The 19,275-nt window shown below is 47.8% G+C and carries 23 protein-coding genes; 8 read left to right on the forward strand and 15 right to left on the reverse strand.

The features are described from left to right. Window positions 1-134: 134 nt before the first annotated feature. The 7 genes from C7Y71_RS05565 to C7Y71_RS05595 form a co-directional block, all read right to left on the reverse strand. Window positions 135-1,490 carry a rhamnulokinase gene (locus tag C7Y71_RS05565; RefSeq protein ID WP_111897394.1) on the reverse strand — a complete coding sequence of 452 codons (1,356 nt, stop codon included), beginning with the start codon at window positions 1,488-1,490 and terminating at the stop codon, window positions 135-137. A 22-nt stretch (window positions 1,491-1,512) separates the two neighbouring features. After that, window positions 1,513-2,145: a class II aldolase/adducin family protein gene (locus C7Y71_RS05570; protein ID WP_111897395.1), complete on the reverse strand. Its 633-nt coding sequence runs from the start codon at window positions 2,143-2,145 to the stop codon at window positions 1,513-1,515. Window positions 2,146-2,200: 55 nt separating this feature from the next. Next, complete coding sequence (locus tag C7Y71_RS05575; protein ID WP_394366618.1) at window positions 2,201-3,991, reverse strand: L-fucose isomerase; 1,791 nt, start codon at window positions 3,989-3,991, stop codon at window positions 2,201-2,203. A gap of 102 nt (window positions 3,992-4,093) precedes the next feature. Continuing rightward, window positions 4,094-4,693 carry a hypothetical protein gene (locus C7Y71_RS05580; protein WP_111897396.1) on the reverse strand — a complete coding sequence of 200 codons (600 nt, stop codon included), beginning with the start codon at window positions 4,691-4,693 and terminating at the stop codon, window positions 4,094-4,096. A 300-nt stretch (window positions 4,694-4,993) separates the two neighbouring features. Further along, the gene (locus C7Y71_RS05585; RefSeq protein ID WP_111897397.1) at window positions 4,994-5,509 is read right to left on the reverse strand and encodes an SH3 domain-containing protein; all 516 of its coding nucleotides are present in this window, start codon (window positions 5,507-5,509) and stop codon (window positions 4,994-4,996) included. A gap of 25 nt (window positions 5,510-5,534) precedes the next feature. Continuing rightward, window positions 5,535-5,942, reverse strand: coding sequence for a DUF4332 domain-containing protein (locus tag C7Y71_RS05590; RefSeq protein ID WP_111897398.1), 408 nt, complete (start codon window positions 5,940-5,942; stop codon window positions 5,535-5,537). 489 nt (window positions 5,943-6,431) lie between these two features. After that, window positions 6,432-6,863, reverse strand: coding sequence for a hypothetical protein (locus C7Y71_RS05595; protein WP_146739324.1), 432 nt, complete (start codon window positions 6,861-6,863; stop codon window positions 6,432-6,434). A 91-nt stretch (window positions 6,864-6,954) separates the two neighbouring features. Between C7Y71_RS05595 and C7Y71_RS05600 the strand changes: the two genes are divergently transcribed. The 6 genes from C7Y71_RS05600 (at window position 6,955) to C7Y71_RS11815 (ending at window position 12,409) form a co-directional block, all read left to right on the forward strand. Then, entirely contained in the window at window positions 6,955-9,117 is a 2,163-nt protein-coding gene (locus tag C7Y71_RS05600) for a TonB-dependent receptor (protein ID WP_394366622.1), read from the forward strand. A gap of 16 nt (window positions 9,118-9,133) precedes the next feature. After that, complete coding sequence (locus C7Y71_RS05605; RefSeq protein WP_394366623.1) at window positions 9,134-9,604, forward strand: DUF4625 domain-containing protein; 471 nt, start codon at window positions 9,134-9,136, stop codon at window positions 9,602-9,604. Between the two features lie 80 nt (window positions 9,605-9,684). Next, complete coding sequence (locus tag C7Y71_RS05610) at window positions 9,685-11,064, forward strand: MATE family efflux transporter (protein ID WP_111897402.1); 1,380 nt, start codon at window positions 9,685-9,687, stop codon at window positions 11,062-11,064. Window positions 11,065-11,078: 14 nt separating this feature from the next. Continuing rightward, window positions 11,079-11,711 (forward strand): cytidylate kinase-like family protein, encoded by a 633-nt coding sequence (locus tag C7Y71_RS05615; protein WP_111897403.1) that lies wholly within the window; start codon window positions 11,079-11,081, stop codon window positions 11,709-11,711. 6 nt (window positions 11,712-11,717) lie between these two features. Further along, a complete protein-coding gene (locus C7Y71_RS05620; protein ID WP_111897404.1) occupies window positions 11,718-12,215 on the forward strand; it encodes a metallophosphoesterase family protein in 498 nt (165 codons plus the stop codon). 44 nt (window positions 12,216-12,259) lie between these two features. Continuing rightward, window positions 12,260-12,409 (forward strand): hypothetical protein, encoded by a 150-nt coding sequence (locus C7Y71_RS11815; protein WP_193215978.1) that lies wholly within the window; start codon window positions 12,260-12,262, stop codon window positions 12,407-12,409. Here the strand turns inward: C7Y71_RS11815 and C7Y71_RS05625 are convergent. From C7Y71_RS05625 to C7Y71_RS05645, 5 genes are all read right to left on the reverse strand, one after another. After that, window positions 12,391-12,930: a hypothetical protein gene (locus C7Y71_RS05625; protein WP_146739326.1), complete on the reverse strand. Its 540-nt coding sequence runs from the start codon at window positions 12,928-12,930 to the stop codon at window positions 12,391-12,393. The two genes, C7Y71_RS11815 and C7Y71_RS05625, sit on opposite strands and share 19 nt — an antisense overlap. Window positions 12,931-12,951: 21 nt before the next feature. Then, window positions 12,952-13,413, reverse strand: a complete 462-nt coding sequence (locus C7Y71_RS05630) for a hypothetical protein (protein WP_111897406.1) — start codon at window positions 13,411-13,413, stop codon at window positions 12,952-12,954. 28 nt (window positions 13,414-13,441) lie between these two features. Further along, window positions 13,442-14,068 (reverse strand): orotate phosphoribosyltransferase, encoded by a 627-nt coding sequence (pyrE, locus tag C7Y71_RS05635; RefSeq protein ID WP_111897407.1) that lies wholly within the window; start codon window positions 14,066-14,068, stop codon window positions 13,442-13,444. Window positions 14,069-14,246: 178 nt separating this feature from the next. Beyond that, the gene (locus C7Y71_RS05640) at window positions 14,247-14,867 is read right to left on the reverse strand and encodes a hypothetical protein (RefSeq protein WP_146739327.1); all 621 of its coding nucleotides are present in this window, start codon (window positions 14,865-14,867) and stop codon (window positions 14,247-14,249) included. 1 nt (window position 14,868) lies between these two features. Beyond that, the gene (locus tag C7Y71_RS05645) at window positions 14,869-15,438 is read right to left on the reverse strand and encodes a hypothetical protein (protein WP_111897409.1); all 570 of its coding nucleotides are present in this window, start codon (window positions 15,436-15,438) and stop codon (window positions 14,869-14,871) included. Between the two features lie 163 nt (window positions 15,439-15,601). On the opposite strand from C7Y71_RS05645, the gene C7Y71_RS05650 reads away from it, so the two are divergent. Then, window positions 15,602-16,210 (forward strand): thymidine kinase, encoded by a 609-nt coding sequence (locus C7Y71_RS05650; RefSeq protein WP_111897410.1) that lies wholly within the window; start codon window positions 15,602-15,604, stop codon window positions 16,208-16,210. Next, the gene (gene pepD, locus C7Y71_RS05655) at window positions 16,207-17,622 is read left to right on the forward strand and encodes a beta-Ala-His dipeptidase (RefSeq protein WP_111897411.1); all 1,416 of its coding nucleotides are present in this window, start codon (window positions 16,207-16,209) and stop codon (window positions 17,620-17,622) included. The genes C7Y71_RS05650 and pepD overlap by 4 nt, the downstream gene beginning before the upstream one ends. A 5-nt stretch (window positions 17,623-17,627) precedes the next feature. On the opposite strand, the gene C7Y71_RS05660 is transcribed toward pepD, so the two are convergent. From C7Y71_RS05660 to C7Y71_RS05670, 3 genes are read right to left on the reverse strand one after another with little or no spacing between them, the layout of a single operon-like run. Further along, entirely contained in the window at window positions 17,628-18,020 is a 393-nt protein-coding gene (locus C7Y71_RS05660; RefSeq protein WP_146739328.1) for a hypothetical protein, read from the reverse strand. A gap of 17 nt (window positions 18,021-18,037) precedes the next feature. Beyond that, window positions 18,038-18,520 (reverse strand): GNAT family N-acetyltransferase, encoded by a 483-nt coding sequence (locus tag C7Y71_RS05665; RefSeq protein ID WP_111897413.1) that lies wholly within the window; start codon window positions 18,518-18,520, stop codon window positions 18,038-18,040. A 14-nt stretch (window positions 18,521-18,534) separates the two neighbouring features. Beyond that, window positions 18,535-19,221 carry a phosphatase PAP2 family protein gene (locus C7Y71_RS05670; protein WP_111897414.1) on the reverse strand — a complete coding sequence of 229 codons (687 nt, stop codon included), beginning with the start codon at window positions 19,219-19,221 and terminating at the stop codon, window positions 18,535-18,537. Window positions 19,222-19,275 lie beyond the last annotated feature (54 nt).

Below are 19,275 nucleotides of genomic sequence, written 5' to 3' on the forward strand. Positions count from 1 at the left end.
CCATTTGCTTGAAGTTAACGTAGTTAATGAAGTTATCGCTTCGCTCGAAGCTAACGACGTTACCTTATGCTGATTTTATTTATCGTTCCAAAGTATCGTCATTAACTTCTTTAACTTCGATAACTTCGATAACTTCAGAAAGTTGAATTGTTTTGTATTGACATTTGCACCATGATGTTACCGATGGCTGTTGCTTCCTTTTCACAAGGCACCACACGGCAACCAGTCTTTTCTGCTGTCAAACGATTGAGCAAGACATTCTGCGAACCGCCGCCCACCACATAGATGGTATCTATTGTCTGTCCGCTGCATTGCTCCAACTTTGTCTTGACATCGGCATACTTCGCTGCGAGCGACATGCAGACAACACGCATGAAGTCGCCCTTGGTTTCGGGTACCTGCATTCCGCCATTTTTGCAATAATCACGAATGGCTACCGACATGCTGCGCGGTTTGGAGAAACACGGTGCATCCACGTCCACAATGCTGTCCACTGTACTCTTTTCCGCATCGGCAATGAGCGATGTGTAGGTATAATCCTCACCTGCTGCCTTCCATTCCTGTTCCAGGTTCTGGAGGAGCCAAAGCCCCGTGATGTTGCGCAGGAAACTGATGTGTCCGTTGGTAATGCCTTCGTTGGTGAAATCGGATGCCAGGGCGTCAGGTGTAACGATTGGCGACGGTGTGTCGATGCCCATAAGCGACCATGTACCACTAGAGATGAAAGCCCAGCCGTCGGACACTTCGGGCGATATGGAGGCTATGGCGCTTGCTGTGTCGTGACTGCCCACGGTAACGACCTTTATCCCCGCAGGAGCACCTACTTCTTCTGCCACATCGGGCAGGAGTTCGCCGAGAATGGTTCCGGCTGGCGCAATCCTTTGCATGATGCCAATAGGCAGTCCAAGGCGACTGAACACCTCTGCGTCCCATTCCTGCGTGGAAGGATTAAGCATCTGCGATGTCGTGGCGATGGTGTATTCGTTCGCCGCCACGCCGCAGAGGTAGTAGTTGAATAGGTCGGGCATGAACAGCAATTTGTCCGCCACTTCGAGCGCCACATCGCCACGTTCCTTCATCGCCAAAAGTTGGAAAACGGTGTTGATTTCCATGAACTGATTGCCAGTCAAGGCAAAGAATTCTTCTTTCGGAATGGATTGGAAAGCCTTGTCAAGCATGCCTGCGGTACGAGCGTCGCGGTAGCACACAGGATTGGCAAGGAGCGAGCCGTTGCGGTCAATCAGTCCGAAGTCCACACCCCAAGTGTCGATACCTATGGAAACAATATCGTCATACTTTGAGAATGCCTTTTTCAGCCCTGTCTTGAGTTCTTCAAACAAGGCAAGGAAATCCCAGTGGACTGTTCCGCCGAGTGTTATCTGACGGTTGGGGAAGCGATGCACTTCTGTAAGCGCGATGCCCGAAGGCGTGCTTTCTCCCACAATGACACGCCCGCTTCCTGCACCGAAATCTGCTGCAATATATTTCATGTAAAAATACGCATTATGATGGTTACTTTCCCAGGAACGTGTGTTCGATGTCTGCCACTTCTTCCGGCGTGAGCACGGTATGACGGAAACCGCTGCGAAGGACTATCTCGCAAGCCATTTCAAGGAACTCTGCCTTCTCTATTGCCGCATTGAAATCCTTACCTACAAATACCTGTCCATGCTTAGCGAGGAGCACAGAATCATGGTCTTTCATGGCTTCCACAACGGCATGAGCCAATTCGGGCGAGCCTGGACGATAATAAGGGATGACAGGCACTTCCTTGCCCACATGGCATGGTAGTTCTGCCGTCACGTTCAGATTCTCTGGTTTGGGATCCATGCAGGCAATAGTTGTGGCACAAATGCTTTGGCAATGAAGCACCACATTCACATCGGGCCTGTTTTTCAGAATTGTGAGGTGGAAGCCACTCTCCATCGACGGACGCACACCGTTGAGCGACTGTCCTGTCTCAATGTCGCAAATCGCCACTTGGTCTTCACGCAGTTCCGGAATCCACGACCCTGTGGCAGAAACGAGCGCCACATCGCCTACGCGCCACGAGAGGTTGCCGCTCGAGCAACGTGTCAGACCATGATCACCGACCTTGCGGGCCGCAGCCACGAATGCACTGATTTGTTCTTTACTGATGTTCATTACTTATACTTATTCTAATTGCTTGAAGTTATCGAAGTTATTGAAGTTAAATGGGTTATTTGTAGAGTGGACCGAAGTTCTTGCAAGCACGGAAATCGCTGCCTTCGGGTTCCATGCCGAACGCACGCCATGCGCTAGGACGGAAGATGGTGTCTTCTTCCACATTGTGCATGCAAACAGGGATACGAAGCATGGAAGCGAGCGTGATAAGGTCGGCACCGATGTGGCCGTATGCTATTGCACCATGGTTAGCACCCCAATTATCCATCACGCTATAAACATCCTTGAAGGCACCCTTGCCTGTTACACGAGGCGCGAACCACGTTGTGGGCCATGTCTTGTCTGTGCGTTCGTTGAGCACCTTATGCTGTTCGGGAGTGATGTCCACGGTGTAGCCTTCTGCCAGTTGGAGCACAGGACCAAGACCTTTTACGAGGTTCAGACGCATCATCGTGCAAGGCATACCGCCCTTCGAAAGGAAGTTGGACGAATAGCCACCTCCACGGAAATAGTCGCGGTTGGCGGGATACCAGGTTGTAGCACCGAGTGTAGCCTTGATATCGTCTTCGTTCACGTCCCAGAAGTGTTTCATTTCGGGCTTGCCTTCTGCATTGGTCATCTGACCTGCTGCGTCGAGCGAACATGAACCGGAATTGATGAGGTGGATGATACCCTTTGCAGCACCGCCCTCAAGAGGCTGTCCCGTTACGCGCAGCACACTCTCCGGGCTCCAGTAGGTGCGTATATCTGCAAAGATAACGGCACGGTTGGTCAGCAGTTTTCCGAAGAGCATGGTTACGCCATTGCAGGCATCGTTCTCCGTAGCGAAAGCAAAGGGTTCCTGCGGACCGTTCCAGTTGAAGGAAGTGTTCATCAGTGCTTCGGGGAAGTCGCCGTTAGGCATGTGGTCGGTCCACTGGCGCTGTCCCTGGAAACCGCCGCAGATAGCGTTGTGGCCGAGTGCTTCTTCCTTGAAGCCCAACTCGCGGAGTTTGGGATTGCCCGTCATAAGGTCCTCGAAGATGAGACGCATCTTCACCACGTATTCCCAGTCGGCATCCTTCTCTTCGCGCGTCTTCACCTTTTCAGGACGGTTGAAGTCTTCGCCCTCGTTGGGCATACAGTTGGCGCGTGTCCATGCCATTGCCTTCTCGTATTCTTCCTTGTCGTAGATGCCCTCGTTCACACGGCGGATAATTTCTGTCATATCCACCTGTTCGTTTCGCATACCGAGGTATTCCTGGAAGAAATTGGGGTCAACAATAGACCCGGCTATACCCATTGCCACGTTACCGATGCTCAGGTAACTCTTGCCCTTCATCTGTGCCACGGCTATACCGGCACGCGCGAAGCGGAGCAGTTTCTCTCGCACATCTTCAGGAATAGTCTTGTCGTCGGCATCCTGCACGTGGTGGCCATAAATGCCGAAAGCAGGCATACCTTTCTGCGTATGCGCTGCAAGCGCTGCGGCAAGATACACAGCACCCGGGCGCTCGGTTCCATTGAAGCCCCAGATGGCTTGCGGCACCTCGCCGTCGTAGTGAATCACTTCGCTCACATAGCACCAGCATGGCGTTACGCTGACCACCACACCCACGTTGTTGTTCCTGAACTTCTCGCTGCAAGCAGCAGCCTCTGCCACACGACCGATGGTGCCGTCGGCAATGACACACTCCACGGGGGTGCCGTCGCTGTACTTCAGTTCTGAAGAAAACAGGGCAGCAACATTCTTTGCCATGTCCATCGTCTGGTCTTCCAAACTCTCACGAACGCCATTCTGGCGACCGTCAATCACTGGGCGAATACCGATACGCGGATTCTCGCCGATAAACCTTTTCTTTGTCATTGATGGTATTGATTTTAGTTGTTATTGTTCTTTCTGCAAAAAAGCATGTAAAATTAAATAGTTTTTGAAAATCATAAAAAAGTTAAAAACCGCTAAACGATATTAGTGTCCTGACGCACATTTGGCTAACACCCAAAAAGCAAGACAAAAAACCACAAAACCTATTATTGACATTATAATATTAGTACCTACTTCTGTTGTTCTTTGTGTAATTGTCCTTGTCTCTACCATGAACTTATTACATATTGCATAAACACCATATTTTACTGTATTTATACAACTTTCTTCAAAGCCCTGAATTGTATATTTTTTACTAAAACAATTAATCCTATTCTTTGCTTCAATGGCTGCTTTTTTTATTCTCAAAACATCTTCATTTGCATATGAACTAAACGATTGAGCATACAAGTAATGATAAGATATATTTTTTGTCTTATATTTATCACTCATACTTATAATCGCCATGTTTAGATTAGCACAAGCTTTTAGAATATTGATAGCGGTGACTATAGTATTAAGATTTCTATAATAATCTGAATTCTTATTATATCTTCTGTCTCCACTTTTAAATTTATTCATCGTCTCTGATACATAACTAGGGTATTTAAAATCTGCTCTCTGTTTATCATTCATTTTAGAAAAACTATCAACTAAATCATTAAAACCAGTTAAACCTTGAAGATAGACTAGAGCTTTATCCATTTTTATTAGTGGATAATAATTTAAAACTTCATTGCTACTCATAATAAAACCCTTTGACAGAATTAAAGTTTATAAGATTTTAATGTACACATCGTTGATTTTTAGCAATGTACAGTAACATTAACATCAACTAAAATCAACTAAAATCACCTACATGCACAACTTCTACGCAAAATTACCATAATATTTGATTTCGCAAGCACTTATCTAAAGATTTAGTTAACGTAGTTGTATGTAAAACAATAAAAACGGGATATTCCGAAAAGGAATACCCCGATTGGTGTTCTGTCCAAGGAAGGCTCAGCAACAATTGGTCAGTGCATTTCCACAGAGCCATTCTGCCTGTATCCAGCCTACCTGTTTGCCATCAGAAGTGGTACACTTCACCCAGCCACCTCGTACTTCAAGCGGATGGAGGGTCATCTCTTCCTTGATGGTGTACACCTTCTTGCTTTTGGTGTTCGGCTGTTGGTAGAGATAGAGCATCTCACCGCCATAGTTGCGTGTTCCTACGACTATCACCGAAGAGTGTATCCAGTAGCCGGTGCGGGAGCCGGTGAGTTTCGAAAGGCCCTCATACCCATCTGCCACAGAGAAGTACGAGTTGTCGCAGATGCGCCACCACCCATTCCGGGGCTCTTCCACTTCAAGCATGGCAATGGTGCTTTGTGGTATGCGGTGAACCACCTTTCCCTTGGGCGAATTACGTATATTCGTACTTGAGCCGGAGTCATCGCTCACGTACACGCTGAGCGACTGTGCGTTGATGCCCACTGCTATGGTAAGCAGGGCAAGCAGCAGAAAAAACCGCTTCATAATTGACGATGTTACCTGTTTGGGATTAATACTCCATTACTGCGGGCAGTTCCTTAGCCTGAGCCACCATCTTCTCTACTTCCTTGAGTGCAGGAACGCGGTTCACGAGGTTCTTCTTGGCATTCACCTCCTCGAGTTTGGGTTGCAGGTTGGCTGGCACGCGGTTCCGGAGTTCTTTTACGGTATCAACACCTGCTGCCTCAAGCAGTTCGGAGAACTGTGGACCTACACCGTCTATTCTCATCAGGTCGGCATGGTTAGTCCAAGTCAGGATAAGTTTACCGCTGATGCCTGTAGCCTCTTCCAGAGCCTTTCTGCCGGCAGGTTTTGCACATTTTTCAAGCAGTTCCTCTGTAGTGTTAATGCCTGCTGCGGTGAGTTTCTCAGCATAAACAGCGCCGATCCCCTCAATGTCAATAATTTTGTAGTTCATGATGTTTGATTGTTTGTTAATAAGGTTGGTTCATTAAAATAGTTGATGCCACAAATTTAAGAAAAAAACGGAATATGACGCATTTTTACAATAAAAAAACATTTACGACAAGATAATTTTACGACTGTTCAACTATCAACTATACTGCGCCATAGGCTTAATATCACAGGTTGAAAGATACACAAGACTCTCCACCTGCCATTCTCTGCTTATAGATCTGTCAATAGGAAAGCCCAAACATCCATAATAGTAATAAAATAGCCTATCTGTTCTTCCATACTTTAAGCTTTAACTGTTATTCGGCTGTAAAGATAAAAAAAATGTTTCCAAACATTAAATTTTATAAAAAAAAGTGTTTCCAAACACTAAATTTTAAAAATAGAATGTTTTCAAACACTAAAAATCGCTTTTCTTAATGTCTGCAAACACTTTGTAAAACTATCAGATTATTCATTGATAAAGCAGTCCTGTACGGACGCAAAAACTTTTTCACCACCTGCTATCTTCCAACTCACATAGTTTTACTACCTTTGCCCTGATTCTGAACGCATGAGACGAAACAGTATTGACATACGGCGCAGATGGTTTGCTTGGTTGTTGCTGGCGGTTTTTATCGTTACCCGGGCGCTGATGGCGTTCCACACTTACGAAGAGACACGCTTTTCGCACACCGAGTGCAATGCCTGTGTGCAGCACGCTCCGACGCACCTGCATGAAGGGCATCTCGGCATGACGGGGCATCCCTGTCTGCTGTGCGAGATGTCGTCGTTGCCGTATGTCGTAGCGACTGTGTTGCTGTTCGTTCCTTGTCAGCGCTTTGTATATTTCTTGAAATCCGCTGTGCGCCGTACACGTTTGCAGTTGCTGACGTACACCGTGCCACACCGCGGGCCACCTGCCTTGTTGGCTTAATCCCCCCAAAATCTTTTTCTGCGCTATTTCACAGAGCAACAGCCTTATCTCACGGCAGTTGCCATTTTGGCGTAATAATAACTCAAAAGCAAACAAGGTGATAAAAACAATAAAAATCTCATCGCATATAGCAGCAATATGTCTGTTGCTTGCCTATGCCTTGCCGGCAGTGGGGCAGATTGACACGACTGAAGTGCGGCAGCGGGCAGTGGTATTCGGCAGCCGCCAGGCCCGACTCTCGAAGAGTACGAGCCTCACAGCCGTTTCGGTCAGTCAGGACTTCCTCGATACACATTTCACCGGTAACATCGTGCAAGCGCTGGAGCACGTGCCAGGTGTGCAATCCATGGACATCGGCTCGGGCTTTTCCAAACCTATGATACGTGGTCTGGGCTTCAACCGCATCGCCGTGGCAGAAAGCGGAGTGAAACAGGAAGGACAACAGTGGGGCGCCGATCATGGTTTGGAAATCGATGCCTTCAATGTGTCGGCAGTGAACGTACTGAAAGGACCCGCATCCCTGATTTACGGCAGTGATGCCATGGGTGGTGTTATCGACATCAAACAACCAAAATATCCCACGGAGAACAAAGTGTTCGGCGAACTTTCGCTCCTCGGCAAGACTGTGAACGGCTCATTAGGCGGTTCGCTGCTTTTGGGCTTCCGCAAGGACGCATGGCTCGTGCAGGGCAGATATACCGAACAGCACTTCGGCGACTACCGCGTGCCTACCGACACCGTGCTCTATCTTACACAGAAGTTGCCCATCACGCACAGGCGACTGAAAAACACGGCAGGATTTGAGCGCGATGCAAGCATTTTCGCAGGCTACAAGAAAGGCAATTACGAAGGCAACCTTATGGTGAGCAATGCCTTTCAGAAGAGCGGTTTCTTCGCCGGTGCCCATGGTGTGCCCAACATTGCCTCACTTATCGACGACGGCAAACGCTACAACATAGAACTGCCATACAGCAAGGTGAACCACCTGAAAGTGCAGACGCACCAAGAAGTGAAATGGAGTAAATTTGCGCTCTTTGCCGACCTTGGCTGGCAACACAACCACCGCGAGGAATGGAGTGCATTCCATACCCACTACGGCACCCAGGCTGCACCCTACAAGGACCCGGACAAGGAACTGATGTTCAACCTCCACACCCTGTCTGCCAACGCTGCCCTGAAATGGCAAACAACAGAAACATTTTCCCAGACCGTCGGCACAGGCGGGCAATACCAAGACAACACTATTGGCGGCTATGGTTTCCTACTGCCGGAATACAACCGCAAAACGGCAGGCCTATTCTGGCTGGGAGAATGGAAACCCTCCGAAAAAATCACGCTTACCTGCGGTTTGCGATACGACTGGGGGCACATTTCTGCAAAGCCCTACGACAACGTCTATCTCGCCGACTATCTACGGGAACAAGGCTATACGGACGACGTTGTAGAAGAGAACAGATGGTCGTCGCGACGTGTCAGCCGCAGTTTCAGCGATGTCAGCGGAGCGATGGGGCTTGTTTGGCAACCTTCACCGATTCACCTCCTGAAAATAAATGTGGGGCGCAGTTTCCGACTGCCCGGCGCCAACGAATTGGCTGCCAACGGCGTGCACCACGGCACATTCCGCCACGAGCAGGGCGACAACAATCTCTCTTCAGAGCACGGCTGGCAATTCGATGCAGAATACTCTCTTTCTTTGGGCCCTATACTCATCTCTGCATCGCCCTTCGTCAGTCTTTTCGACAATTACATTTTCCTGCAACCTACGGGCGAATGGTCCTTGCTGCCCGATGCCGGACAAATCTACCGCTACAAGGAGGCCTCCGCCACATTCATTGGCGGCGAACTCTCTGCAAAGGTCAATCTCTGGAAAAACCTGAGATACGAATTCAGCGGAGAATATGTCCACACAAGGAACAACGACGCCAAGACAGCACTCGCCTTCTCTCCCCCCACCACCCTGCGCAACACGCTTTCCTGGGAAGAACGGGAGTTTGCCATCAGTGCTGAACTGCAAACCATTGCAAGACAGAACCACATCGCACAGAACGAAGACAAGACACCGGGCGCTACCCTGCTCCACCTCAGCGCCAATGCCTGTCTGCACATACTGGGCACCTCGGCACACATATCACTGAAAGTGCATAACGTATTCGACAAGAAGTACTACAACCACCTGAGTTTCTACCGCAAGGTGGAAATACCGGAGCCCGGCCGCAACTTCTCCTTAACAGTAAAAATACCCTTTTCAATAACAACAAAATAATACAACAATGAAAACAATGAATATCAAGCACGTTATCTTTCCTGTAATCCTTTCCTTCCTGACTTTTGGCACCACATCGTGCGGCGGCGACGACGGCGACACCACCAGACCAACCATCAACGTCATAGCACCAGAAGAAGACGCCACACTTCTCATCGGCGACGAGGACGGTGTACTCTTCAAGGCAGAATTCAGCGACGACACAGCCCTGAAGTCGTACAAACTGGAGATACACAATGCCACGAACGGACACACCCACGGTGCGCCGAAACTGCAAGAAAACCCAGTGTATTTCACTTTCAACAAGTCGTATGAACTCGGCGGTGTGAGAAACGCCAAAGTCGAGCACCGCGACATCGTAATCCCCGAAAATGCCACACCCGGACACTATCACCTGATGGTTTATGTTACCGACGTAGCCGGCAACCAGACCTACATGGCGCGCGACATAGAACTCTCGCATGATTCGTCAGTGCATGAGGAATAATTTTTGCCAAAGACAATAAAATGCGACGGTTAAGAGCAATTATTCCCAATATTGTGTAACTTCGCATTAAATATAAAGAAATGTCGAAAGAGTCTGATAAATTCCTTATATTAGGCGAGAAGCCCATAGGCAAATTACTGTGGCAATATGCCACTCCTGCCATCGTAGCGATGGCGGCTGCTTCCATATACAACATTATCGACGGCATTTTCATAGGACAAGGTGTAGGACCTGAAGCCATCATCGCCCTCGGCCTCACCATGCCCGTCATGTCGCTCACCGCAGCATTCGGCGCTATGGTGGGTGTAGGTGGAAGTACGCTCATGTCTGTACGGCTCGGACAAAAGGAATACGAAACCGCCAAGAAGATACTCGGCAACGTACTGGTCATGAATGTGGCAATGGGGCTTATCCTCGGTGGCTTGCTTTGGGCTTTCATCAAACCTATTCTGCGTTTCTTTGGTGCAAGCGACATGACCATCGGACCTGCATACGACTTTATGACTGTCATTCTCATAGGCAACGTCGTGACACACCTCTACCTCGGGCTTAACGCGCTCCTGCGCTCCACGAACCGACCGGAAATAGCGATGTATGCCACATTTGGGACAGTCATTCTCAACTGCATTCTTGCCCCACTTTTCATCTTCGTCTTCAACTGGGGCATACAGGGCGCAGCGACTGCAACGGTAATGGCGCAGTTTATTATGCTACTCTGGCAATTCTGGCTGTTCTCTAACAAGAACGACATGATCCACATACAAAGGCAATACCTCAAAGCCGACAGAAAAATCATTTCACAGTCGCTCAGCATAGGTATGTCGCCTTTCCTGATTAACCTCTGCGCATGCCTTGTGAGCGTATTTATGACGAGAAGCCTTACCCACTACGGCGGCGACTATGCAGTAGGGGCTTTCGGCATTGCCAACAGGTTGCTTATGTTTATCGTCATGTTCGTCATTGGTCTTAATCAAGGTATGCAACCCATAGCGGGCTACAACTACGGCGCAAAGAAATACAACCGCGTAATCGAAGTGCTCAACAAGTCGCTCATTTTCGGCACGGCTTTCACATTGATAGGCTTCATCGTGGCGATGTTCTTTGCTGAGCCTTTCTGCGCCATGTTTGCCAAAGACGAACCAAAACTCATAGAAATGTCGGCACATGCCATGCGGATACTCTGCATGTTATTCCCCCTCGTGGGACTCTGCATCATCGCCACGGCATTCTTCCAGAGTCTCGGAAAACCTACCATCAGCATTTTCCTGTCACTCACACGACAACTCATCTTTATCTTACCAGCCATATACATACTGCCTCGAATCATGACGGACAACCCCGTGGACGGTGTGCTTTATGCCTTCCCCGTGAGCGATGGACTCGCCTTCATCGTGGCTGTTGTCATGCTCATAAGAGAGGTAAGGAAATTCAAGAAAATAACAATTCAAACAACCACATAGAAAACACAGGACGTATGGAAAAAAAATCGCCATTCATTATAAACATCGGGCGGTCGCTCGGAGCAGGCGGACGCTACATTGGCAAGAAACTTGCCGAACATTTCGATATTAGTTATTTCGACAAGGAAATACTCGCGCTCGCTGCAAAAGAGAGCGGATTCACACCCGAAATCTTCGAAAAAAGCGATGAAAACAAAGGTTTTTTGCGCTCATTGATAAACAGCATAGCACCCACCATGAGCGGCGACTTCTACAGCAACCAGATTTCCGACGAATCGCTATTCAGAATACAAAGCGATGCCATACGCAAGGTGGCTGCAGACCGCTCATGCGTCTTCATCGGACGCTGTGCCGACTATGTGTTGCGCAACCACCCCAGATGTGTCAATGTTTTCATTGCAGCCGATGAAGAAGACCGCATCAAGCGCATCATGGAAAACGCACAGACCGACGAAAAGACGGCAAAACGCATGATGACACATGGCGATACGAAACGCGCCAACTACTACAACTTCTATTGCAACGGAAAGTGGGGTGCTGCCGCCACATACGATCTCTGTATCAATTCAAGTGTGCTCGGACTGGACGGAACATTCGATTTCATCAAGGATTTTGTCATCAAGAAACTGGAACTCGACAAAGACTGAACCGCCATGACACGCATCGGACTTCTATCTGATACCCACGGCTTCTGGGACAGCCGCTACGAGCAGTATTTCGCAGAATGTGACGAAATATGGCATGCAGGAGACATCGGGACAACGGAAATTGCAGATCGTCTGAATGCCATAAAACCACTCACTGCGGTATATGGCAATATCGATGGCGAAGATTTGCGCCGATGCTATCCGGAACTTATCAGATTTAAGTGCGAAGAAGTGGAAATCCTTATGAAGCACATCGGTGGTTATCCGGGAAACTACGACAGGAGCATACGTCAGAACATTTTCAACAACCCGCCTAAACTCTTTATTTCCGGGCATTCGCACATTCTGAAAGTGGTTTACGACAAGAACCTGCAACTCCTGCACATCAACCCGGGGGCAGCAGGCATACAGGGCTGGCAGAAGGCAAGGACTCTCGTGCGTTTCACTATCGACAGGACAGAAATCAAAGACGTTGAAGTCATCGAACTCGGCGTTGACAGTTGAGAATTGATAGTTGATAAGGGCGACAAAAAAAACATAAAAGTTACATGGCTATAGGTTACACCTGCCCACCCTCTTTATATAGGGCGATTGAGCACGATGTAACCTATAACCATGTCATGTCATCTTGTCAGAAAGAACAAAGCACACCCTTTGCCATCAAGTTGACTGTACCTTCTCAAGGGTTGTGCACATAAAGGTTATTCATGCCGTCGTATGTGGCTTTGTACCTGATGAGCGTAACGGCAGAAGTATTGCCTTCCACAAGCAGTCCTTGCTGCGTCTGCAGGCTGTATTTGCACTTGCATCGCGGGCAGAAGAGTGTGGTGCGCTCGTCAGAAAACTGCAGTTGCCGCGTGATATAGTTTCTGTTGCAGTTGGGACAGGCGAGGTCGTAGGCAGTGAGTTGCTGGTCGAGCACGGGCGTACCTACAATAATACCTGCTATAAAGATGGGTGTAAGGCGCTGGTCAACGGCAGTTTTCGTATATGTAAAAGTTCCTGCCACATCGTTGCACTCGAAGATGTAGTTGTTCCCCGAGTTGCGTATGGTGCAGAACGTGCCGGGACTGCCGCCCAATGCGGCTTGCAGTTGCGGCACAGAGAGACTCTGTTGGAACACAAAGTTGGCACGGAAGTCACTATATTCTTCCTGTGCATCACAGCCCGCAAGCAGAAATGCTAAAGAAAGCACCAATAACGACCAAGAAAATCTCATTTGTACAAAAATATGGTGTTTCTACACAAGCGCCAGCATACGCGCCACACCATCTGCAGCCTTCTTCAATGGACCTGACACCGCGGCTTTCATCAGGAAGTTTACTTCTGCGCCTATCGTTACGCGTATTTTGCAGGAACTTTCATCAATCGGCACGAGTTGTATCCACATATTGAGAGGTATCGGTGTGTTTTCGGCTTCCATTTTCACAAGTTTGGGTGCATCGCGCTCAATGATGCGGAGCATGACGTCTCCCAATGGTGAAGATATACTCATTGTGTCGGTATCGAAAGTCATGCCATCAATCATCTTGCGCGCCTGCTCCTGCTTTTCTTCGTCTAATTCCTGACTCATTTTCTCTGCAAAGGCAGGGTCATTCAGTTTTTCCTTTATTGCGGCAAGATTATTAAGATCGGAAAACTTGGCGTATGCCTCATCTATGGGGCGTGCCACTACATGTATTTCGCTTTCGTATTTTGTCATTACTTATTTTCTTAAAAAAGACGATTAACTACTTTCCCCACTCTGCCGGATTTTTTCTCCATGCAGCGAGAGTCTCTATCTGTTCCTGTTTGATGTAGCCCGTTTCTGCTGCCACTTCGATGACGGCATTATAGTCCGAGAGCGTAAGGAGTTTTACATTGGCATCGGCAAAGGCGCTTGCTGCAACATCGAAGCCATAAGTGTAACTTGCCACCATGCCAACAATCTCGTTACCATTCTTACGGATGGCATCCACTGCCTTCAGACTGCTTCCTCCTGTCGAGATAAGGTCCTCCACTACTACCACTTTCTTTGCGGCATCGAGTTGACCTTCTATCTGGTTGCCCATGCCATGGTCTTTCGGTTTGGGTCGTACATAGACGAAAGGCAAACCGAGCAAATCCGCCACGAGAGCACCTTGTGCTATGGCTCCGGTAGCCACACCAGCCACCACTTCTGCCTCGCCGAAGTTTTCTGCCACAAGACGAGCCAACTCCAACTTCACGAATGTGCGGATGTCGGGATATGACAATAGTTTGCGATTATCGCAATAGATAGGAGACTTCCAACCGCTTGCCCAGGTAAATGGTGCTTCTGGGCTCAGTTTCACGGCTTCTACAGCCAGGAGTTTCTGTGCAAAGAGTTTTGCTAACATAATGTTATTGCGTATTAGTTTCGTTTCGTTTTGTTTTCTTTGTGCAAAAATACATTTTTCCTATGAACCGCGCGATTGCTCTTATCTAAATTTGCGTACATGCACATTCAAATAACAAAAAAGTTGGGAACGACATTCGCTCCCAACGTGAAAACTGAAAATATCTTCTTAATACTCTTTAATACTCTGCGTACAACTTGATGTAGTCCCAGATGGCATCGATGGCGCATTGGCGCATATCTACTCTAAGGCTGCCATCGTTGTACACATTCTCCACTACCCTGTACAGAGCACCCCAATCGCTGTCCATCAGTTTCTGGGCTTTGATAAGGGCTGCGATGTAACGGATGGTGAAACTATTCGTCCGGTCTTTCTTTACTGCCATTTCAGCCAATTCGACAGCCTCGTCCACATTGAAATAGTTGCTCATCGCCTTGGCATAAGCACAGACCACGAGTGTACCGGCGTCCAACTTCTTGGCTAAACTCTTCATGTTCTTCGCCTTGTAGCGCTTCATCAGATACGTGCCGAACTGGTCGCCTGTGGTCAGACCGTTAAAATTCCAGCCGATGGCATTGACTACTGCCACGCGCTCGTCAACGGGTACATTCTTGTCTGCCAGATAGTTCATCACAGTCGGGTTTACCTCTCCCGGATTAGCAATAGCCTCTGCCACCATGTCTATGTCATTATAGCAGTGAGCAAAATCAGAGGATGTCAGCGGAGAGTCGGCATGGGCAGCCACTGTACCTACGCACGCCAGAAGCATGCTCAAAAAGATTTTACTAATTGTTTTCATTTTATTTGATTTTAAGAGATTTCATGATTTGTTTAGCAACATCTCCGCCAATTCTTTCGGCATCTTTATTATCATAGTAGATGACCACAGAAGCACGTTTCATTCCACTGAAAACCTCTTTTTTCGTCGTAATAGCCTCACCATCCTCACTCTTGCGCTTATAGTAATAGTAGTTGTCGCCACATTCTTCTTCAACGAATTCACCTTTGCCTCCCATTTCCTTCTCACTTTCAAAATTCCTCTTCACACTCTCGGCAGTCCATGGATCACCAAGGGAACCATCATTACCGCCGCTGGTTTCAATACGGATGGCATCTATCGAATTGGGGTCGCTAACGAAAATGGTACCACTTTCGGCTCCCACCGTAGGATCTTGACGGGTCATCCAATCCGGTATGTTAACCGAATATCCCATTTGTTCATTGGTGTAGGTGGTAAAACCTTTAGGATTCTCTTCTGCCGCAACGGCTGTGGAGTCTTTGCCATCTGCGCCATTTGATTTGTTGTTGCCACACGAAATAGTAAGTAGACCTGCCGTTACGATGACAAAACTGAAAAATGTTTTTTTCATTGTAAAATGTCTAAATAGTTAATACTTAAGTGTTTCTGAATCTTTGGCAAAAGTAATAATTATATGTGAGAATAAAAAAATTTATAGCATATTTTTTGGAAACCGAAAAACATACGGTGCAGAGCATCTATCTTCCCAACGAATTATTTATCTTTGCAACACCATGGAAAAATATGAAGAAAATCGCGGCAGGGAACTTTTCAGCCGCGGAAGAATAGAAGTTATTTGCGGATCGATGTTCTCCGGCAAAACCGAAGAACTCATCCGACGTCTCAAACGTGCGCGCATAGCCAAGCAGAAGGTGGAAATCTTCAAACCTGCCATCGACACCCGTTACAGCGAAGAAGACGTAGTGTCGCACGACTCCAATGCGATTGCTTCCACCCCTATCGACTCATCGACATCGTTGCTGCTAATGACGGACGAAGCCGACGTGGTAGGCATCGATGAAGCACAATTCTTCGACGAAGGATTGGTCGGTGTGTGTAATGAACTCGCCAACAGGGGTAAGCGTGTCATTATCGCAGGACTTGACATGGATTTCAAGGGTGTGCCTTTCGGACCTATGCCTGCACTCTGCGCCATAGCAGAAGACGTTACGAAAGTGCATGCCATCTGTGTGCGCTGCGGCGACTTGGCATACGTGTCGCACCGCACCATAGCCGACGAACGGCGAGTGGTGCTTGGAGAGAAAGCCGAATATGAGCCCCTCTGCCGCCACTGCTACGAACAAGACAAGAAGGACAAAAGCAACACTCCACACAACCTATGATTTACGATATTTTCAAGGAAATCAACAATGTTCCCCGCCCTTCCTGGCATGAAGAAAAAATAGCAGACTGGCTCTGCAACTTTGCCGAGACACACCATCTCGACTATGACCGCGATGCCAAAAACTGCATCGTTATCAGAAAACCCGCCACAACAGGCTGCGAGAATGCCGAACCCATTGTTCTCCATGCACACATGGACATGGTCTGTGTGGCAGAAAAAGGAAAAACTTTCAATCCGCAGACCGACCCTATTGAAGCCTACATAGAAGATGGCTGGATGAAGGCGCGCGGCACCTCGCTTGGTGCTGACAACGGTTTGGGACTTGCCATGGCGCTGGAAGTGATGCGGAGCAACGACCTTGTACATGGTCCGCTCGAACTTTTTATCACTACAAACGAGGAAGACGGCATGACAGGAGCCGCTGCAGTGTCGCCAGACTTTGTCAAGGCACGCAAGATGATTGACCTTGACTCGGAAGACTACGATACCATTACCGTGGGTGCTGCAGGTGCATACTTGCAGACGGCGGAACTGCCACTAACTCATGAAGAGACAAAGCCCGGTTATGATTTCTTCGTTCTCAGCATAGAAGGCGGACTCGGCGGACATTCCGGTGTGGATATAGGCAAAGGGCGCAACAATGCCGTAAAGACCATGGGACGCGTGCTGTCGGCGATAAAAGAAGCATGCCCTGACCTGCAACTCTGCACCATTAATGCAGGAGAAGCAAATGCCTCCATAGCCGCCAACGCAGAAGCCGTTATCGGTGTTCCAAAAGAAAACAGTGAGATCATTGAAGCGATGACAGGTACACTACTGCCGGTCAACCCCAATGACCCCAACATGAAACTCGCCTGTACCTATGCAGAACGCCCTGCAAATGCCATCAGCGACAATGCAACTGACGCCTTACTCGAATGTCTTGAAGCATTGCCTTTCGGTGTACTGAAAATGAGCGAGCACATGGCTGGGACAGTGGAAACATCGAGCAATGTGGGAGTCTTAAAGACGGAAAAAGACCACTTCTTCATCAGTGCGCACTCACGGAGTTTTGTTTATGACGATATGGTTGCTCTGGGTGAGAGCATCTGCCAGATATTTAAGAAATACGGAGCAAAGACGAATTTTATAATGTCAACGCCCGCTTGGGAAGAGAACGCAGAGTCGGACTATGTTCATCTAGTGGAACAAACTTTCATCGATGTATTAGGATTTAAGCCAAGAAAGGTGCAGATGCACTTTGTGATGGAAATGGGCTATTTTGTAGAAAAATTCCCTGGTATAGAAATCGTGCCTATCGGACCACGTATCATAGAGCCACATTCCACGAGCGAAAGGGTGGAACTCTCCACTGTGGACAATATCTGGAAAGTGCTTGTAGAATTATTGAAACGCTTAGCACAGGCTTAGGACAATCAGTCCCAGCCCTCATTGTCATTATTCTCCATAAAACGCGACATGCCGTTATCGTGCATGTCGTTTTCTGATGCAGGATCAAAGCCACGCATGCCGTCGTCCTTGAAACTGTTATCTTCCGTATTGGAACGACCAGATGAAGCGCGCCGCCTATGAGATGAAGACGCACTCTTCTCAGAAGTTCCTGAAGAGGAGGCCTTTAACTTTTCATCTGATGATTGGGGAACACTGTCAACGACTGCCCCAATCGAATCATTCGCCGCAGTGTCAACTGATGCTTCTGACGTATAGCCTGGGTCGTATTCAAATGTTTGCTTCGCTTTCTCATCCTGTCCGCAACTGCAAAGTACAAGCGCGAACAATAGCATTGCAAAAGGAAATATTTTCTTCATAATCTGTATAGGTTTGTTCAGAGAATCAGTTCGTAATCCACCACATCGAGCCATTTGTCGAATTTCCGACCAACTTGATGAAACTCAGAAACTTTTCTGAAACCAAGTTGTTCATGGAACTTGCAACTGGCTGTATTTTCTGCCGTGATACATGCGATGAGCACGCGAATATCAAGTTGTCGGCAACCTTTTATCAACCGTTCCATCAGCATACGTCCATAGCCTTTGCCTAATACTTCTTGTGTGAGATAGACTGTGGTTTCATAAGTATGGCTGTAAGCCGCACGCTCTTTCCATGGGTGAGCATAGCAATAGCCCACTATCGCACCATCTTCTTCTGCTACAAGCACGGGAGCCTCTCGGCTGAAAGCGGTCAGACGGTCTCTCATTTGCTCTGCACTGACTGCAATGGTTTCGAAACTCGTGGTTGTATACAGCACGTAATAGTTGTATATTTCGGCTATAGAAGCAGCGTCTTCCGCACGAAATGGGCGTATCATGTCAACAGTATTCTTTAGAAAAATGCAATAATGGCTATTACCGCAATGGCAGTGTAGTGAACGATAATGACAGGCCAAGGCTCTTGGTCGTATATCTCTCTGATGGGCAACAGGTTCCATTTCTTTTCTAACCTACGATGAACCCTTGCATAGCCGTGATACACTAATGCACCTACCAAGCAGCCCCAAATCATTCCAACAAGTACATCGCCCACATAATGCACACCAAGATACAGGCGGGAATAGCAAAATGCCAATGCCCATATCGCTCCGGCAATAATTACCCATTTTCTTCGGAAAATAAGTCCTAACATGGTTATTGCACCGAAACTGTTTGCGGCATGTGCTGAAAAGAAACCATAAGTCCCGCCATGGTATAAATGGCCTGCGCTATCCACGTAGAGATAGAGTGAATCTATGATATCGGGATTATGTGAAGGTCGTAATCGGGCAAAAATTGGTTTGAAAACATTTGAGGACACCCAGTCGGTCAATAGCCCCATGATGACGAAGGCTGTCAGAATGAGCAATACTTCTCTCCATTTCTTTGCCTTCCAAGCAAAATATGCCACAATTGTAAGAACAGTGGCAATCCACGTAAACTTGCTGGAAAACATCCACCAAAACCGGTCGATATTGTAACTTCCATCATAGTTTATAAAGAGGATAAGTTCGTTTTCTAATTCTTGTAATTGCTGCATTTCTTAAAAAATCGCTGCAAAGATACAAACTCTTTTAAACTTTTTTAACCGTAA

Source organism: Pseudoprevotella muciniphila (genome assembly GCF_003265305.2).
Taxonomy (GTDB): domain Bacteria; phylum Bacteroidota; class Bacteroidia; order Bacteroidales; family Bacteroidaceae; genus Alloprevotella; species Alloprevotella muciniphila.

Coding starts and splice junctions, on each gene's coding strand:
- C7Y71_RS05565 (WP_111897394.1), bottom strand. CDS start 1,490: ATGAAATATATTGCAGCAGATTTCGGTGCAGGAAGCGGGCGTGTCATT.
- C7Y71_RS05570 (WP_111897395.1), bottom strand. CDS start 2,145: ATGAACATCAGTAAAGAACAAATCAGTGCATTCGTGGCTGCGGCCCGC.
- C7Y71_RS05575 (WP_394366618.1), bottom strand. CDS start 3,991: ATGACAAAGAAAAGGTTTATCGGCGAGAATCCGCGTATCGGTATTCGC.
- C7Y71_RS05580 (WP_111897396.1), bottom strand. CDS start 4,693: ATGGATAAAGCTCTAGTCTATCTTCAAGGTTTAACTGGTTTTAATGAT.
- C7Y71_RS05585 (WP_111897397.1), bottom strand. CDS start 5,509: ATGAAGCGGTTTTTTCTGCTGCTTGCCCTGCTTACCATAGCAGTGGGC.
- C7Y71_RS05590 (WP_111897398.1), bottom strand. CDS start 5,942: ATGAACTACAAAATTATTGACATTGAGGGGATCGGCGCTGTTTATGCT.
- C7Y71_RS05605 (WP_394366623.1), top strand. CDS start 9,134: ATGAATATCAAGCACGTTATCTTTCCTGTAATCCTTTCCTTCCTGACT.
- C7Y71_RS05610 (WP_111897402.1), top strand. CDS start 9,685: ATGTCGAAAGAGTCTGATAAATTCCTTATATTAGGCGAGAAGCCCATA.
- C7Y71_RS05615 (WP_111897403.1), top strand. CDS start 11,079: ATGGAAAAAAAATCGCCATTCATTATAAACATCGGGCGGTCGCTCGGA.
- C7Y71_RS05620 (WP_111897404.1), top strand. CDS start 11,718: ATGACACGCATCGGACTTCTATCTGATACCCACGGCTTCTGGGACAGC.
- C7Y71_RS11815 (WP_193215978.1), top strand. CDS start 12,260: ATGGCTATAGGTTACACCTGCCCACCCTCTTTATATAGGGCGATTGAG.
- C7Y71_RS05625 (WP_146739326.1), bottom strand. CDS start 12,930: ATGAGATTTTCTTGGTCGTTATTGGTGCTTTCTTTAGCATTTCTGCTT.
- C7Y71_RS05630 (WP_111897406.1), bottom strand. CDS start 13,413: ATGACAAAATACGAAAGCGAAATACATGTAGTGGCACGCCCCATAGAT.
- pyrE (WP_111897407.1), bottom strand. CDS start 14,068: ATGTTAGCAAAACTCTTTGCACAGAAACTCCTGGCTGTAGAAGCCGTG.
- C7Y71_RS05640 (WP_146739327.1), bottom strand. CDS start 14,867: ATGAAAACAATTAGTAAAATCTTTTTGAGCATGCTTCTGGCGTGCGTA.
- C7Y71_RS05645 (WP_111897409.1), bottom strand. CDS start 15,438: ATGAAAAAAACATTTTTCAGTTTTGTCATCGTAACGGCAGGTCTACTT.
- C7Y71_RS05650 (WP_111897410.1), top strand. CDS start 15,602: ATGGAAAAATATGAAGAAAATCGCGGCAGGGAACTTTTCAGCCGCGGA.
- pepD (WP_111897411.1), top strand. CDS start 16,207: ATGATTTACGATATTTTCAAGGAAATCAACAATGTTCCCCGCCCTTCC.
- C7Y71_RS05660 (WP_146739328.1), bottom strand. CDS start 18,020: ATGAAGAAAATATTTCCTTTTGCAATGCTATTGTTCGCGCTTGTACTT.
- C7Y71_RS05665 (WP_111897413.1), bottom strand. CDS start 18,520: ATGATACGCCCATTTCGTGCGGAAGACGCTGCTTCTATAGCCGAAATA.
- C7Y71_RS05670 (WP_111897414.1), bottom strand. CDS start 19,221: ATGCAGCAATTACAAGAATTAGAAAACGAACTTATCCTCTTTATAAAC.